13 protein-coding genes are annotated in these 16225 nt (G+C 62.9%); 3 read left to right on the plus strand and 10 right to left on the minus strand.

Translation table 11 applies throughout. From position 1 onward, the window contains the following. Nucleotides 1-21: 21 nt before the first annotated feature. The 7 genes from PTE31013_RS22775 to gyrA all read right to left on the minus strand — a co-directional run bounded on the left by PTE31013_RS22775 (nucleotide 22) and on the right by gyrA (nucleotide 10086). Entirely contained in the window at nucleotides 22-1281 is a 1260-nt protein-coding gene (locus PTE31013_RS22775; RefSeq protein ID WP_150614924.1) for an amino acid ABC transporter substrate-binding protein, read from the minus strand. A 682-nt stretch (nucleotides 1282-1963) separates the two neighbouring features. Continuing rightward, nucleotides 1964-3286 carry a 3-phosphoshikimate 1-carboxyvinyltransferase gene (gene aroA / locus PTE31013_RS22780; RefSeq protein WP_150614925.1) on the minus strand — a complete coding sequence of 441 codons (1323 nt, stop codon included), beginning with the start codon at nucleotides 3284-3286 and terminating at the stop codon, nucleotides 1964-1966. Further along, nucleotides 3286-4158, minus strand: a complete 873-nt coding sequence (locus PTE31013_RS22785; RefSeq protein WP_150614926.1) for a prephenate dehydrogenase — start codon at nucleotides 4156-4158, stop codon at nucleotides 3286-3288. Before PTE31013_RS22785 ends, aroA begins: the two co-directional genes overlap by 1 nt. Nucleotides 4159-4179: 21 nt before the next feature. Next, nucleotides 4180-5262 (minus strand): prephenate dehydratase, encoded by a 1083-nt coding sequence (gene pheA / locus PTE31013_RS22790; protein ID WP_150614927.1) that lies wholly within the window; start codon nucleotides 5260-5262, stop codon nucleotides 4180-4182. 68 nt (nucleotides 5263-5330) lie between these two features. Beyond that, on the minus strand, nucleotides 5331-6443 hold the full coding sequence (serC, locus tag PTE31013_RS22795; protein ID WP_150614928.1) for a 3-phosphoserine/phosphohydroxythreonine transaminase: 1113 nt from the start codon (nucleotides 6441-6443) through the stop codon (nucleotides 5331-5333). Nucleotides 6444-6731: 288 nt separating this feature from the next. Next, on the minus strand, nucleotides 6732-7319 hold the full coding sequence (locus PTE31013_RS22800) for a DUF2059 domain-containing protein (protein ID WP_150614929.1): 588 nt from the start codon (nucleotides 7317-7319) through the stop codon (nucleotides 6732-6734). A gap of 139 nt (nucleotides 7320-7458) precedes the next feature. Beyond that, the gene (gene gyrA, locus PTE31013_RS22805; protein ID WP_150614930.1) at nucleotides 7459-10086 is read right to left on the minus strand and encodes a DNA gyrase subunit A; all 2628 of its coding nucleotides are present in this window, start codon (nucleotides 10084-10086) and stop codon (nucleotides 7459-7461) included. Between the two features lie 411 nt (nucleotides 10087-10497). On the opposite strand from gyrA, the gene ompA reads away from it, so the two are divergent. Continuing rightward, nucleotides 10498-11163 (plus strand): outer membrane protein OmpA, encoded by a 666-nt coding sequence (gene ompA / locus PTE31013_RS22810; RefSeq protein ID WP_150614931.1) that lies wholly within the window; start codon nucleotides 10498-10500, stop codon nucleotides 11161-11163. A 93-nt stretch (nucleotides 11164-11256) separates the two neighbouring features. Here ompA and PTE31013_RS22815 read toward each other — a convergent pair whose 3' ends face one another. Beyond that, nucleotides 11257-12045, minus strand: a complete 789-nt coding sequence (locus tag PTE31013_RS22815; protein ID WP_150614932.1) for a hypothetical protein — start codon at nucleotides 12043-12045, stop codon at nucleotides 11257-11259. A gap of 289 nt (nucleotides 12046-12334) precedes the next feature. On the opposite strand from PTE31013_RS22815, the gene PTE31013_RS22820 reads away from it, so the two are divergent. Further along, nucleotides 12335-12805, plus strand: a complete 471-nt coding sequence (locus tag PTE31013_RS22820) for an EVE domain-containing protein (protein WP_150614933.1) — start codon at nucleotides 12335-12337, stop codon at nucleotides 12803-12805. Nucleotides 12806-12993: 188 nt separating this feature from the next. Beyond that, nucleotides 12994-13701, plus strand: coding sequence for an SIMPL domain-containing protein (locus PTE31013_RS22825; protein ID WP_150614934.1), 708 nt, complete (start codon nucleotides 12994-12996; stop codon nucleotides 13699-13701). Nucleotides 13702-13812: 111 nt separating this feature from the next. Here PTE31013_RS22825 and PTE31013_RS22830 read toward each other — a convergent pair whose 3' ends face one another. Together PTE31013_RS22830 and PTE31013_RS22835 are read right to left on the minus strand one after the other, a co-directional pair. Beyond that, on the minus strand, nucleotides 13813-15345 hold the full coding sequence (locus PTE31013_RS22830; protein ID WP_150614935.1) for a malonate--CoA ligase: 1533 nt from the start codon (nucleotides 15343-15345) through the stop codon (nucleotides 13813-13815). Between the two features lie 76 nt (nucleotides 15346-15421). Beyond that, the gene (locus tag PTE31013_RS22835; RefSeq protein ID WP_246174849.1) at nucleotides 15422-16210 is read right to left on the minus strand and encodes an enoyl-CoA hydratase/isomerase family protein; all 789 of its coding nucleotides are present in this window, start codon (nucleotides 16208-16210) and stop codon (nucleotides 15422-15424) included. Between the last annotated feature and the right edge of the window lie 15 nt (nucleotides 16211-16225).

Genomic DNA, 16225 nt, shown 5'->3' on the forward strand with positions numbered 1-16225 from the left:
ATCAGTCGATGCGGCTGGCGGTCAGTGCGCCGGCGCCGGATACACCGGCTTGCCGGTCGCATGGTCGTCGGGATACACGACGACAAACTTCAGACCCTTGTTGCCGTCCGGCACCATCTGGGCCACCGGGAACGGTTGTCCAAGCTGTGCTCCGTTCGCATTGATCTGGAACGGTCCAAGCAACGTCGTCGTCTTGCCGGACATGTCCATCAATGCCTGGTGGAAGGCGCCTTGCGCAAACGTCGGCGCATCGCCGAGCATCTTCTCCATGACGATCCCCGTGTTGTAGCCGGCAGAGTCGAGGAAAGTCGGATCCTTGTGTTGCGCGGCCTGGAAGGCTTGTGAAAACTGTGCCGTGTTCATCCCGTAGGTGACCTTGTCGTACTTGACCAGCGGCGGCGTGGGGTACGTATAGGTGTAAGCAAGGGCGTCGACGCCCGCGTTCTTCGTGAGCAATTTCAGCAGTTGCCCCGGGAAGATCGTGAACGTCATGTCGAAATGCAAGCCGCTTTGCGACAATGCGCGCAGAAAAGCGATGTCGTTCGGCGGGTAGCCGAACTCGAGCAACGCCTGCGGATTGGCCGCCTTCGCCGTATGCAGCAGCACGTTGTAGTTCGATTCCGTTGTGGGCACGCTGTGATAAAACACCGGCGTCACGCCCCCCTTCGCCAGTTCTGCTTTCATCGTTTCGGCTTGCGACGCATCGAAATCGTTCGCTCCGTAGACGATCGCCACGCGCTTGATCTTCTGCTTGAGGAGGAAGTTTGCCAGCGGAACCGGCCACACCGTCGACGACGGAATACTCACGTCGGCGAGGTAATCGGTCTTTTGTGTGAAGAAGTTCGCGCCCGAGCCGGTCGGGTCGATCAGCAGCATATGGTGTTCAGCCGCGAGCGGCACCGCGACCGACGTCAGCACCGAGCCGAAGTCGGCCACGAGTATGTCGACCTTGTCCTGCGTGATCAACTGGTTATACAGCGTGGTGGCCGTCGAGGTGGAACTCTGGTCGTCGTACGCGACGATTTTCACGGGAATCTTCTTGCCGAATGCCTTGACGAACACCCCGCCCTGCTTGTTGACGGTGTCGGCCCAGAACGTCAGCCCTTCGTATTGCCCCTGGGAAGCCACCGCGAACGGTCCAGTGCTTGCATAGAGCGTACCAATACTGAGCTGTGCGGGCGCAGGTGCGGCTTGCGCACCAAGACTGGCGAACGCGCAGGCAATCGCGGCGGCAGTCACTTTCAGCGAGGTAGCGGTTTTACGGGTCAGTCGCGTGTGCATCGAAATCTCCTCTGGATCGTTTTGACATCAAGACCTGTCCACGCCGCACGGCGACAGCCGTAATGACGCACGTGGTCAGGGTTCTGCTACGTGGGAAGCGAACGGAAAACGACAGCCGGGGACCGGGCCGGTTAGACCCGGCCCGTCAGCGAATGTGGGAAAGGGTGAATGTCATGGCATGTCTCCTGATAATCGTTATTCGATTGTTTGGAGAACATCATGCAAGTCGCATGCCAGCCACGCCAACGCAGGCAATGGCTTGATCCAGCACGGTTTCCGCCGGTCGCGACGCGCAGGTTGCGCGAGAATCCGCACAAATGCGCCGCCAGGTGGCTGGAAAAAGTGACACCCGGCCCGCTCGCGCCGGAAGCGTCTGTGCGAGCCGGCGTCGACGAAGTCGCGTTGAACCGCGTGGGCGCGTTGGCGGGTTGGCCGATCGTCAGGCGGGACGCGGTGTGTCCGGCCCACCTACCCCACGCCGAGCGGCAGGTGGGTCAATCTTGACTGGAGAAGGATCGGGCGAAACAGACGGTCGGTCACGCGCCAAGGCCCCGGCTCAGCGAGCGGGCGGCGTGAACGATCCCCGAGGGGGTTCCGGATAATCAGGGAACGATGGGCTCGCCAACCGTCCGTTCCGCCCGCGCGGAGCCACGGCACGTGAGCAAAAAACTGCCCGCGCGCGCTACGAAGCGACGCGCGCGAACTCGGCGAAGTAGGTCGGGAACGTCTTGGCAACGCACTTCGGATCGTTGATCCTCACCGGCACGCCGCCCAGGCTCACGAGCGAGAAGCACATCGCCATACGGTGATCGTCGTAGGTGTCGATGGCCGCGTTCGGTGTCAGCGCGACCGGCGGCGTGACGCGCAGATAATCCGCGCCCTCTTCCACCGTCGCCCCCACCTTGCGGAGTTCGATCGCCATGGCGGCCAGGCGATCCGTCTCCTTGACGCGCCAGCTTGCGATATTGCGCAGCGTGGTCGTGCCGTCCGCGAAGAGCGCGGCCACGGCAATCGTCATTGCCGCATCGGGAATGTGATTGAAATCCATGTCGAGCGCCCGCAGTTTGCCGCTCGGCGTGTCGACGCCATGGACTTCGATGGCATCATCGAGCAGCGTAACGCGCGCGCCCATCGCCTCGAGCGCTTCCACGAAACGCACGTCGCCCTGAATGCTGTCGCGGCCGACGCCTTCCACGCGCAGCGGCCCCCCACCGATGGCCCCTGCGGCGAGGAAGTAAGACGCCGACGATGCATCACCTTCGACCCGGATCTCGCCCGGACTCCGATACTTCGCACCGCCGGCATCCGCCGCCGGCAACGTGAAGCGTGACCATCCGTCCTGCCGCACGTCGATACCGAAGCGCCGCAGCAGGCGCAGCGTGATGTCGATATACGGCTTGGAAATCAGCGCTCCCTCGACTTCGACGACGATTTCGCCCGTCGCCGACGGCAATAGCGGCAACGTGAGCAGCAACGCCGTGAGGAACTGGCTCGACACGTCGCCACGCACACGAATGGGCGAGGAAGGGGCGGCCACGTCGGCCGGCTTGATATGCAGCGGGGGATAGCCGGCCTGACCGAGGTAGTCGATATGGGCACCGAGTTGACGCAAGCCGTCGACCAGATCGCCGATCGGGCGTTCGTGCATGCGCGCCACGCCAGAGACTTCGTAGTCACCGTGGCTCAGCGAGAGCGCCGCCGTCAGCGGGCGAATGGCCGTACCGGCGTTGCCCATGAACAGCTTGGCCGTCTTGACGGGAAACACACCGCCGCAGCCCTCGACGATGAAATCGCGCGAGTCGCCCACCTGTGTGCATTTGACGCCAAGCGTCGACAATGCGTCGAGCATGACCTTCGTGTCGTCCGACGCCAGCAGGTCGCGCACGCGGGTTGTGCCGTGCGATAGCGCGGCAAGCAGCAGTACGCGGTTCGAGATACTTTTCGAGCCAGGCAGGCGCAGCGTGCCTTCGGCGTGGCGGTACGGTCCGAGATCGAGCGTTTCCATTACTTTTCCTGTTGCTTGGCCCAGTCCGTGCGCGCCTGGCTGGTGCGCGCGAACACGGCCTCGAGAGCGGCGCCGTCACCGGCGTCGATCAATTGACGCAGCGCACCGAGCGTCGCGACGTAGCCATCGAGTTCCGCAAGCAGCGCCTCGCGATTGGCCACACAAATGTCGCGCCACATTTCCGGATTGGAGGCGGCGATGCGGGTGAAATCGCGAAAACCACCGCCCGCGAAACCGAATTTCGACGCGGCGTCAGGGGCTTCGAGAATCTGCGCAATGAGCGCGTATGACAGCACGTGTGGCAGGTGGCTCACCGACGCGAATACGCGATCGTGCTGCGTCTCGGACATTTCCGACACGCGTGCGCCCGCCGCCTCCCACATGGCGCGCACGCGTGCGACGTCCACTTGGCGATTGTTTGCCTGCGGACAAAGCACCACGCGACGGTCGCGATACAAATCGGCTTTCGCGGCATCCACACCGGACAGTTCCGCCCCCGCAATGGGGTGCCCCGGCACGAAGCGCCAGACGTCGTCGCCCAGCGCCGCCCTGGCGGCGGTCACGGCATCCGTCTTGGTACTGCCCGCGTCGGTCACGATCGTATCGCCGCCAAGAAACGGACGCATCGCGGCAAGCAACGCGGGCGTTTGCGCCACCGGCGCGGCAAGCACGACGATATCGGCACCGGCCACAGCCTCGGCCATCGACACGGCCGCGCGGTCGATCACGCCAAGTTCGCACGCCCGCGCCAGCGACGCCTCGCTGCGCCCGACGCCCACGACTTCCTTCACGGCGCCCGCCGCCTTGAGCGCGCGCGAGAGCGAGCCGCCAATCAGGCCAACGCCGCAGATGACGAGTTTGTTCAGACTCATGGTGTATCGCCCACCACCGCGTTATGCGGAGCGCGGGTATGACCCGAGCACCTTGCAATAGGCCGCGTTCTGGCGAAGCGCATCCAGCGCCTTGGCGACATTGAGGTCGTCGCGATGGCCTTCGAAATCGACGTAGAAGTAGTACTCCCACGCACCGCTCTTGGCCGGACGCGATTCGAAACGTGTCATCGACACACCATTGTTCGCGAGCGGTTCGAGCAGCGCCACCACGGCGCCCGCGCGATTCGGCACCGAGAGAATCAGCGACGTCTGATCGTGGCCGCTCGGCGCCGGGTCCTGCGTGCCGACGACGACGAAACGCGTACGGTTGTGCGGATCGTCCTGTACATGCGCGTAGGCGACTTGCAGTCCGTACTGGGTCGCGGCGGACTCGCCGGCAATCGCGGCAATGGTCGGGTCGGCCGCGGCCATGCGCGCCGCCTCGGCATTGCTCGACACCGCCTGGCGCTCCAGCCGCGGGAAGTGCGCCGTGAGCCAGTGCTGGCATTGGGCGAGCGACTGCGCATGCGAGCAGATACGCGTCACACCATCGAGCGTGCCCGTCAGCGACATCAGATTGTGATGAATCGGCAAGGCCACTTCGCCGCTGATGGTCAACGGACTCTGCAGCAGGAGATCCAGCGTGCGCGATACGACGCCTTCGGTCGAATTTTCCACCGGCACGACACCAAAGTCCGCGCTGCCGGCCTCGACCGCGCGGAACACCTCGTCGAGCGACGGGCACGGCAAGCCCTTCACACTTTGACCGAAGTAGGTGAATGCCGCTTGTTCGCTATAGGTGCCGGCCGGCCCCAGGTAGGCGACGGTCATGACCTTCTCCAGCGCGCGGCTGGCCGACATGATCTCGCGCCAGATCGACGCCAGGTTGTCACCATACAGCGGGCCATCGTTGGTTTGTTGCAGGCGCGAAATCACCTGCAACTCGCGCTCGGGCCGAAACACCGGCGCGCCGAAACGCTTCTTGACCTCGCCGACTTCCAGGGCGATGGCCGCGCGCTGATTGAGCAGTTTCAGAAGCTGCGCGTCGATGTCATCGATTTTCTCCCGCAGGGGGCGCAGCGATGCGTTCAGATCGTCTTCCATGGAGCGTATTGTCTTCATACGGTGGGACAGGGGCGGGCGCCTCGGCATTGCGATGCCGTTCGCCTTCGTCAGCCGTGGCTGCGCTCGAATTCGCGCAGATAGTCGACCAGCGCCTCGACGCCGGCCAGCGGCATCGCGTTGTAAATCGAGGCGCGCATGCCGCCCACGGACTTGTGGCCCTTGAGTTGCAGCAGGCCGCGCTCACGAGCGCCGGCCAGGAAAGTCTCATTCAATGCGTCGTCGTGCAGGAAAAACGGCACGTTCATACGCGAGCGGCAATCCTTCGCGACCGGCGTGCGGTAAAAGCCGCTGCTGTCCAGATAGCCATACAGGCATTCGGCCTTGGCTTTGTTCTGCGCCTCCATGGCCGCCAGGCCACCCTGGCGCTTTAGCCACTGGAACACCAGACCGGCGATGTAGATCGCATAGGTCGGCGGCGTGTTGTACATCGAGTCGTTCTCGGCGACGATCTTCCAATCGAACGCGCTGGGCGTGACCGGCAACGCGCGGCCGAGCAGGTCATCGCGCACGATGACCACCGTCAGCCCCGACGGACCGATATTCTTCTGCGCACCGCCATACATCACGCCGAACTTCGACACATCCATCGGACGCGAAAGGATGTGCGACGAGACGTCCGCCACGAGCGGCACATTCGGCAGGCCGACGGCGCCCAGATCGGGCGTCCAGAAGTACTCGACGCCGTGAATGGTCTCGTTCGTGCAGATATGCACGTAAGCCGGATCCTTCGACATCCGCCACTCGTCCAGCGTCGGCAATCGGGTGAACCGGTCGGCTTCGGTGCTCGCGGCGATATTGACGTCGCAATACTTGCGCGCCTCCTTTTGCGACTTCACCGACCACGAGCCGGTAACGACGTAGTCCGCGGTCCGACGCTCTCCCGCCCGCTCGCCGCCCAGCAGGTTCATCGGGATGAGCGCGTTCTCGGCAAGCGCGCCGCCCTGCATGAACAGGATGCGGTAGTTGTCCGGCACGGCAAGCAGCTCACGCAGGTCGGCCTGCGCCTGCGCCAGAATACTCATGAACTCGCGACCGCGATGGCTCATCTCCATCACGCCCATGCCGGCCCCGTGCCAGTCGAGCATTTCCTCGGCAGCCTGTGCGAGCACCTCGGCAGGCAGCGCCGCCGGACCGGCGGAAAAATTGAAAGCGCGCGTCATAATCGTTTTGCCGCATTAAAAGTGAAACGCAAGCCGGCGGACAGGGACCCGTGCGGCTTGCGTTTCACATCTGGCGATGAATTCGGTTGCGCGGCGACAGCAAAGACCCACTATACCGCCAGTTGCCCCCCCACGTACGGGGGTCCACCGCAATTCCGCCGCAGGATGAAGGCTTTACCGGAAAATTCCGAGCGGAAGCTGCCGATTTACGCCATCCATGCAAAATGGCCGTTTGCGATCACTCGCAAACGGCCATTATCGGTCAATCTCGGCAGAACCGGCCGAAATTTACTTCTTGGCCGGTGCCTTCGGTGCCGATTTGGCAGCGGTGGCGATCTCGGCGTCGGCCTGCTTGCTGGTCGCGTCGATCGCTTGCGGCATGTACTTCTGCATCAAGCCGCCAACGACTTCCTGGCCGACCTGATCCTGCACCTTGATGTACTTCTGGCCGACCGCGCTCTTGTAGAACGCCGTCAGACCCTTGATTTCGTCGGTGGTGTAGTACTTGCCGTAAGCCGCATATTGGGCTTGGACAGCATCGTTCTTGAACGCGTCGGAAACGAAGACCTTGCCGGCGCCTTCGACGAGCTTCGGCACGGAGTGGTCTTGCAGCGTCGGCACGATGGCCTGCTTCTGCGCATTGCTCAACGTCTTGTTCGCTTCCAGTTGACGCGAGAGCACTTGCGGGGCCAATTGCTTGGCTTGCGCCTGGGCGCCGTCACCGATGGCGGCGACGAGCTTGTTCGCGTCAATGGCGTCGAGCAGGTCCTTGATGGCGGCCTTCTTGTCGGCGTCGATCGGGGCGCTCTGTTGAGCCATCGCCATTGCCGGCGCTGCGAGCAGCAGCCACATCCACTTCTTGACGTTATGTTGCATAGTAATAGTCACTCCAAAGTTCGCCGGCTTTGTCCGGCGATAAATAGATGCATCCTCGCCTGGGCACTTCACTGCATCGAGCCAGATTCTACTGACTTTTTGGGGCAATGCACCGGCCGCTTACATCGAGTTACGCCAGTCATGACGCCGTGACATCCGCTTCTGGCGTCTCGCCGCCATCCGGCGCGTCACCGCCATTCTCAGCGATTTCGACATCGGTCTCGACGATGCGTTGCAGGCCCGAAAGCGTCGTGCCTTCGTCCAGGCTGATCAGTGTCACCCCCTGCGTGGCCCGGCCCATTTCGCGAATTTCCGACACGCGCGTACGGATCAGTACCCCGCCGGTCGTGATCAGCATGATCTCGTCATCCGGCTCGACCAGCGTCGCCGCGACCACCCGGCCGTTGCGCTCGCTCGTCTGGATCGCAATCATACCCTTAGTGCCACGGCCGTGGCGCGTATATTCAGTGATCGACGTGCGTTTGCCGTAGCCGTTCTCGGTCGCCGTAAGCACCGACTGTTGCTCATTCTCGGCCACCAGCAGCGCGATGACCGTCTGGCCGTCTTCAAGCTGCATGCCGCGCACACCCCGCGCTTCACGGCCCATCGGACGCACATCGTTCTCGTCGAAACGCACCGCCTTGCCGGCATCCGAGAACAACATGACATCGTGCGCGCCGTCGGTGATGGCCGCGCCGATCAGCACGTCGCCGTCATCGAGATTCACCGCGATGATGCCCTTCTTGAGCGGACGGCTGAAGGCCGCCAGCGGCGTCTTCTTGACCGTGCCCAGGCTCGTTGCCATGAACACGAAGCGATCTTCCGTGTACTCCTTGACCGGCAGCACGACGTTGATCTTCTCGCCGTCCTGCAGCGGGAACATATTGACGATCGGACGTCCGCGCGCGTTCCGCGACCCCTGCGGCACTTCATAAACCTTGATCCAGTACACACGGCCGCGGTTCGAGAAGCAAAGGATCGTGTCGTGCGTATTGGCGATGAACAGCGTGTCGATCCAGTCGTCGTCCTTGGTCGCCGCAGCCTGCTTGCCACGCCCGCCGCGCTTCTGCGCACGATACTCGGATAACGGCATCGACTTGATGTACCCCGAGTGCGACAGCGTGACCACCATGTCCTGCGGCGTGATCAGGTCTTCCGTGTCGAGTTCGGTGGCGTTGTGTTCGATGGTCGAACGACGCTCGTCGCCAAACTCGGCGCGCACGGCCGTCAGTTCGTCGCTGATGATCGCCGTCACGCGGGCCGGACGCGCCAGAATGTCGAGCAGGTCGGCGATCTGCGCCATCACGTCCTTGTACTCCGAGACGATCTTGTCCTGTTCCAGACCGGTCAGGCGCTGCAGACGCATCTGCAGGATTTCCTGTGCCTGCGTCTCCGACAGACGGTAGCGCCCATCGGCCTGCATGCCCACGTCGGCGTCGAGCCCTTCCGGACGGTACGCCGCATAGCCGCCTTGCGTATCGCTCTCGGCACGCGAGAGCATGTCGCGCACGACCGAGGAATCCCACGCCTTTTCCATCAACGCGGCCTTCGCGATCGGCGGCGTCGGCGCTGCCTTGATGATCGCGATGAAGTCGTCGATGTTGGCGAGCGCTACCGCCAGGCCTTCAAGCACATGGCCACGCTCACGGGCGCGACGCAGTTCATAGACCGTGCGGCGAGTAATCACTTCGCGGCGATGCGCCAGGAAGTGCACCAGCATTTCGCGCAGGTTCAGCAGTTTGGGCTGGCCGTCGACCAGCGCCACCATGTTCATGCCGAACGTGTCCTGCAGTTGGGTGTGCTTATAGAGATTGTTGAGTACAACCTCGGGCACTTCGCCGCGCTTGAGTTCGATCACGACGCGCATGCCGCTCTTGTCGGATTCATCGCGAATGTCGGAAATCCCTTCCAGACGCTTCTCGTTGACCAGTTCCGCAATACGCTCGAGCAGTGAGCGCTTGTTCACCTGGTACGGCAGCTCGTCGACGATGATCGCCACGCGCTGGCCCCGATCGATGTCTTCGAAGTGAGTCTTCGCTCGCATCACCACGCGGCCGCGGCCGGTGCGATAGCCTTCGCGCACGCCGGAAATGCCATAGATGATGCCAGCCGTCGGGAAGTCCGGGGCCGGGATGATCTCGATCAGTTCGTCGATGGTGGCATCCGGGTGCTTGAGCACATGCAGACAGCCTTCGACGACTTCATTGAGATTGTGAGGCGGGATGTTCGTGGCCATGCCGACGGCAATCCCCGACGAACCGTTGAGCAGCAGGTTCGGGATGCGGGCCGGCAGGATCAGCGGCTCTTTCTCGCTGCCGTCGTAGTTCGGACCGAAGTCGACGGTTTCCTTGTCGATGTCCGCGAGCAGCTCGTGGCCGATCTTGGCCATGCGCACTTCGGTGTACCGCATGGCAGCGGCGTTGTCGCCGTCGACCGAGCCGAAGTTCCCCTGCCCGTCGACCAACATATAGCGCAGCGAAAACGGCTGCGCCATACGGACGATGGTGTCGTATACAGAGGCGTCGCCGTGCGGGTGGTACTTACCGATGACGTCACCGACGATACGTGCCGATTTCTTGTATGCCCGGTTCCAGTCGTTATTCAACTCGTGCATGGCGAACAGCGCACGGCGGTGAACCGGCTTCAGGCCGTCGCGAACGTCCGGCAAGGCGCGGCCGACGATCACACTCATGGCGTAATCGAGATACGACCGCCGCATTTCTTCTTCAAGCGAAATCGGGAGAGTTTCTTTGGCGAACTGATCCATTATTCGTGTCTATCAAACCCTAATCGCGATAGGCGGCTGCCGGCGATATGATCATAAGATTCTAACATGCCCGTCATTGGCATCCGAAACGAGCGTGATGCAACGCACTAGACATGTCTGGCATGCCAAAACGACAGACGACAACGACGAATGAGACGGTTGGCGAGGGGCCTCAAAAGGTGTTGCGCTCAAACCACAACTGCGCCACGACGGGCGGCAAACTTGGGGTTTTGCTCGCGGGTGGCGGAAGCGCTATGGCAAAATGCCGTGGCATAAGTTAGACATTATTCGAAGTGCATGGGTCATGCTTTGGCGCAATTGCCGATGTTATACTTCGAGCGATGTAAGACTTTGGTACCGTCGTCTAGGCTCGCAGTAACCCTGCGGTAATCTCATTTCGAGAGGAGAAATATGAATAAATTCGCTAAGCTCGCGATCGTTGCAGCTACCGCAGTGATGGCTGCTTCGGCTATGGCTCAAAATTATGTCCAGACCGCTCCGGGTCCGATCGCGGCCTCGAAACAAGCTGTCAACGACAACTGGGTTAACGGCAGCGGCGAGTGGGTTTGGAAGAACGGCTCGGATGAACTGTGCTGGCGCGATGCCTACTGGACCCCGGCCACGGCCAATGCCAAGTGCGACGGCTCGATCATCGCCCAGGCACCGGCTCCGGCACCGGCTCCGGTTCCGGCAGCTCCGGTCTCGCAGAAGGTGACGTACCAAGCCGACGCCCTGTTCGATTTCGACAAGGCCATCCTGAAGCCGGAAGGCAAGGCCAAGCTGGACGACCTGGCTGGCAAGGTTCGAGCACTGAACCTGGAAGTCGTGGTTGCCACGGGCTACACCGACCGTATCGGTTCGGACAAGTACAACGACCGTCTGTCGCTGCGTCGCGCTCAAGCTGTGAAGGCCTACCTGGTCAGCAAGGGCGTCGAAGCCAACCGTGTCTACACGGAAGGCAAGGGCAAGCGCAACCCGGTCACGACCGGTTGCAACCAGAAGAACCGCGGTCAGCTGATCAAGTGCCTGGCACCGGATCGCCGCGTGGAAGTCGAAGTCGTCGGCACGAACAAGTAATAAGGTTCACCGACTACGAAAACCCCGCCTTGGCGGGGTTTTTTTTCGCCTGCCGCGACCGAATCCGCCGCCCTGCCCTGGCGACGGGTAACGTCAGGCCTCGCTGCCCAGTTGCGGATATTGTCGCCTCACCATGAAGGTCAACAGCGCCTTGACCGGGCGGTCACGCCACCACGATCCAGTTTCCAGCGGTTTGAACATCATGCGCGTGGCCGCCTCGACAGGCATGTACTGTTTCATGACATCCCCCGACATGGCGAGGAACGCGCCCCAGGTCATCGTCTCGAACGGCGGCGGGGTTCGCCAGAATCGATTGAGCGGCTCGAACGCGAAGGCAATGTCCTCGTCGCGCACCAGTTCACTGCGCGCCACCATGGTCCTCAACCGCCGGATCACCCCGCGCCGCTCCACCGCGTTGTACCGGTCGAACGTCCTGCGGAAATAGCGATAGTGGCCGACCTCCTCGTTGCTCAGCTTGTGCATCATCTGCTTGAGTTCCTCGACCGGCATATAGGATTCCAGGCAGCGATAGATCATGGCCGTTTGCGTCTCGGTGACGCAGCGTGAGAGCGCCTCGAGCGCCAGTGACGGCCGCATGTACTGCACGTCGCAGCGCGGCTTGTAGCGTGCCAGAAAGGCGTCATAAGCCGGCGCCCAGTCGAATTCGGGCCACACGCGCGCGATGTAGTCCTTGGCAAGACGCCCGTGCTCGACCTCCTCGGGCAGCCAGGTATCGCGCAGCCACGTTCTCATCTCATCATCGTCGCCATACATCTGGTTGAGCGTGGAGACGAACTCCGGCACGCTGGTCTCGATGAACGACACCGTGGCAAGGGAATAGAAGATGAACGCATTGGTTCGAACAGACGGCTCTGCTGCCATGACACACTCTCCTATCGGCATAGGGGGGGTTGAACATGCATCGCTCAGGCACGGACGCGCGACCGGTGTGAATGGCGGATTGACGAGCCCGTGCCGCGCCGCACCCTGCGGTATCGGACAGGCGACGCGTCCAGCCATTCACATCAAACGCCACACGACGATCACAAATGCATAGTATAGGATTTGGCCAACACTCACAGCACGGCAAACTTCCGTTACAAATGCATCGAATTCCGGATAATTTGAGCGATGTTTGCCCCCATTACATTAATTTTGACGCTAGAACGGCATGACACAACGTTACTGGTTGATGAAATCCGAACCCGAGGAGGCGAGCATCGACGATCTCGCCAGCGCGAAGCACCAGACCCTGGCATGGACCGGCGTGCGCAACTACCAGGCGCGAAACTTCATGCGCGACGAGATGCACGAGGGCGATGGCGTGCTCTTCTATCATTCGAGCTGTGCGGTGCCGGGTATCGCCGGACTCGCGACGGTGGCGTCGACGCCCTATCCCGATCCTACCCAGTTCGACCCCAAGAGTCCCTATTTCGATCCCAAGTCAACGCCTGAATCGCCGCGCTGGCTGCTGGTCGACGTCAAGCTGGATCGCAAGACGCGTCTCGTGCCGCTCACGGAAATGCGCCAGATGGCCGAACTGGACGGCATGCAGGTCCTCGCACGCGGCAACCGTCTCTCGATCACCCCCGTGTCGCCCAAACACTGGAAGTTCATCACCCAGCATTTAGTTGAGGCCTGAAGGTGCCGGGGGAACCAACCTTGTTGCGATCGCGTCAGTATCAGGTTGCCGACACGCGCATAGGCTGTCCCCCGTTGGGGCATGCCGTTCCGCCATTTCGCGGGCGACATGTCGCGAAGGCCGTGCGGGCGACCGGTCAAAACGTTCGCCGCGCACAGGCGAACACACACTCGAAAAAGGACAACACGATGCGCAAATCCCTCGCCGCGGCGCTGCTGATCGCCACCGCCGCCAATGCCGCCTACGCCCAGCCGGGTGACGATGCCAACCGCCAGGTCTCGGGTGTGCTGGGCCTCGAAGCCCACGCCACGAAGGAAGTCGAGCAGGACACCGTGCACATCACGATGTCCGCGCAGGAGCAAGGCGCGGATGCCGCGACCGTGTCGCGCAACCTCACGCAAAAGGCCAACAGCGCGATGTCCGTGGCCAAGGGCCAGAATGCCGTGCAGGTGCAGACCGGCAGCGTCTCGCTCTATCCGACGACCAACCGCGACGGCAAGATCACCGCGTGGCGAGGCCGCACCGAACTGCAAATGACGTCGAAGGACTTTGGGGCCGCATCGCGCCTCGCGAGCCAGATCTCGAACCAGATGCAGATGGACGGTGTGTCGTTCTCGCTCTCGCGTGAAGCGCAGGAAAAGACGCAGGCCGAGCTGACACAGCAGGCCATCCAGGCGTTCCGCGATCAGGCGCAGAGCAACACAAAGGCCTTCGGCTACAGCAGCTACACGATCCGCCAGGTGCAGGTTGGCGCGAATGCGCCGATGATGCCGCGTCCGTATGCGATGAAGGCGATGACCATGAGCGCCGCCGCCGACGCCGCGCCGCCAATGCAGCTCGAAGGTGGCAAAACGCAAGTGACCGTGACGGTCTCGGGCACCGTGCAGATGAAGTAAGCCGCACCGCCCGGGGCGCGGGTCTCACGCCGGTCCCCGGCCCAATGAAAATGCCGCCCCATTCTGAACTGCCCCCGTCGCGCTGGACGGGAAAGTCATGCCGCAAGGCGCTTACTTGAAGCGCTCACGCAACAGGTTCTTCTGCACCTTGCCCATCGTGTTGCGCGGCAATTCGGCGACTAGATGCACGCGCTTGGGGACTTTGAAATTGGCGATGCGTTGCTTGAGCGCGTCGATGACGGTGCGCTCGTCGGGGGCCTGTGCCCCGGCGCGCGGCACGATGACGGCCACCACCGCCTCGCCGAAATCCGGGTGCGGCACGCCAATCACGGCCGACTCGGCCACGCCGTCCATCTCGTCGATAAAACCTTCGATCTCCTTCGGATAGACGTTGTAGCCGCCCGAGATGATGAGATCCTTCGAGCGGCCGACGATGTGCACATAGCCGTGCTCATCGAACTTGCCGACGTCGCCCGTCTTGAAGAAGCCGTCGTCGGTGAACTCTTCGGCGGTCTTCTCCGGCATGCGCCAGTAGCCGGCAAACACGTTCGGCCCCTTGACCTGGATGTGGCCGATCTCGCCGGGCCGGCTTGGCTGCGCGTCATCATCGACCACGCGGACCGTCACCTCCGGCAGCGGCACGCCAACCGTGCCCGCGCGGCGCATGCTCGCCGCGTCGCCGTGATACGGGTTCGAGATGAGCATCACCGTCTCGGACATGCCGTAACGCTCCAGGATCGTATGGCCGGTACGCTCGCGGAAAGCCTCGAACGTCTCGCTCAGCAGCGGCGCCGAGCCCGAGATGAACAGGCGCATGTTGCGACACACCTCGCGCTCGAGCCCCGGCTCCGCCAGCAGCCGGACGTAATACGTCGGCACGCCCATGAACACCGTCGCACGCGGAAGCTGGTGCAGCACGTCGCGGGCATCGAACTTCGCCATCCAGATCATCTTGCTGCCGGAATACAGCGCCGCATGGCTCGCGACGAACAGCCCGTGCACGTGGAAAATCGGCAGCGCGTGCAGCAGCACGTCGCCCCCCTCGCGCTCGCCCCAGCCCCAGAATTCGTGCAGCACACGCGCGTTGCTCGCGAGGTTGCCGTGCGAGAGCATGGCGCCCTTGCTGCGACCCGTCGTGCCCGAGGTGTACAGAATGGCGGCGAGATCGTCAGGTGCACGCGGCACCGTCTCGAAAGTGTCGTCGAACCACGCCGCGCGCTCCAGCAGCGAGCCGGTACGGTCATCGCCCAGGGTATAGACATGCTTCGCGCCGTTCGTGAACGCAATCTTCGAGACCCAGCCGAAGTTCGCCGGACTGCACACCACCACATCCGGCGCGGCGTTCTCGACGAAGTACGCGATCTCGCCCTCGCGGTAGGCGGTATTGAGCGGCAGATAGACGAACCCCGCGCGCAAGGTGGCGAGATAAAGCAACAGCGCTTCAGGCGACTTCTCGACCTGCACGGCAACGCGTGCGCCCGGCGTCAGGTCGAGGCTCGCGAGCAGGTTCGCCATGCGCGCGCTCGCGTGCTCGATGTCGTCCCAACTGTAATAGTGTCCTTCGAGGGTCTCGATCGCGCACGCCGCTTTATCGGCGGGAAAGCGCTCGGCAAAAAGTCGGTAGAGGTTGGTGTCTTGCGTCATGAACAGTATGGAATTTGAAACAGTGGATGCGTCGACTGAATAAGATCAAGCAGGCCAGGCAGGCGCGCGGCGTCGCTCAGCGCCCCCGGAAGTCAGGCGGCCGCTTCTCGAGGAATGCCGCCACCCCTTCACGGTGATCGTGCGAGTCCCAGTACGAGAACGCATTTTGCCATTCGGCCTCGGACAACGGCGGCACGGCCGGTGCCAGCCGGGCGATCAGCCACTTGTTCAGTTGTGCAGCGAGCGGCGCCCCGGCAGCGAGACGTCGCGCGCACGCGTAGCCCTCTTCTTGCACCGCGTCGTCGGCGACCACGCGCGTGAGCAGTCCCTTCTCGCGCGCCTCCGCCGCGCCAAAGACGCGACCCTCCAGCAGGATTTCGAGCGTTGCCGCGCGTCCCGCCAAGGCGAGCACGCCGCGCAGTTCGCCTGGCGCCATCGGGAAACCAAGCTTGTTGATCGGCACACCGAAGCGAGCGCCCTCACCGGCAATGCGCAGGTCGCAATGCGCCGCGATCTCCAGGCCGCCGCCCACGCACACCCCCTCGATCAGCGCGACGCTCGGATGCCGACAACGCGCCAGCGCGTCGAGCGTCGGCCCGATGATCTCGCCGTGATAGCGACGCAGCGCGTCGTAGCTGCCGCGCTCGATCGGAAACTCCTCGATATCGGCCCCCGCCGCGAAGTGGCCTTGTGCCCCGCGAATGACAATGGCGCGCACGCGCGTGTCCTCGTCGAGCGCTTGCAGATGCGCGCGCAGAGCGCGCCACATGGCGACCGAAATCGCGTTGAGCTTGCCGGGATTCGACAGCGTCAGTGTGACCCACCCGTCGTCTAGCGAACGGTCATCGCGCAGAACTTCACTCACGCGTCCCTCCCTGGG

This window comes from Pandoraea terrigena, from assembly GCF_902459705.1.
GTDB lineage: Bacteria > Pseudomonadota > Gammaproteobacteria > Burkholderiales > Burkholderiaceae > Pandoraea > Pandoraea terrigena.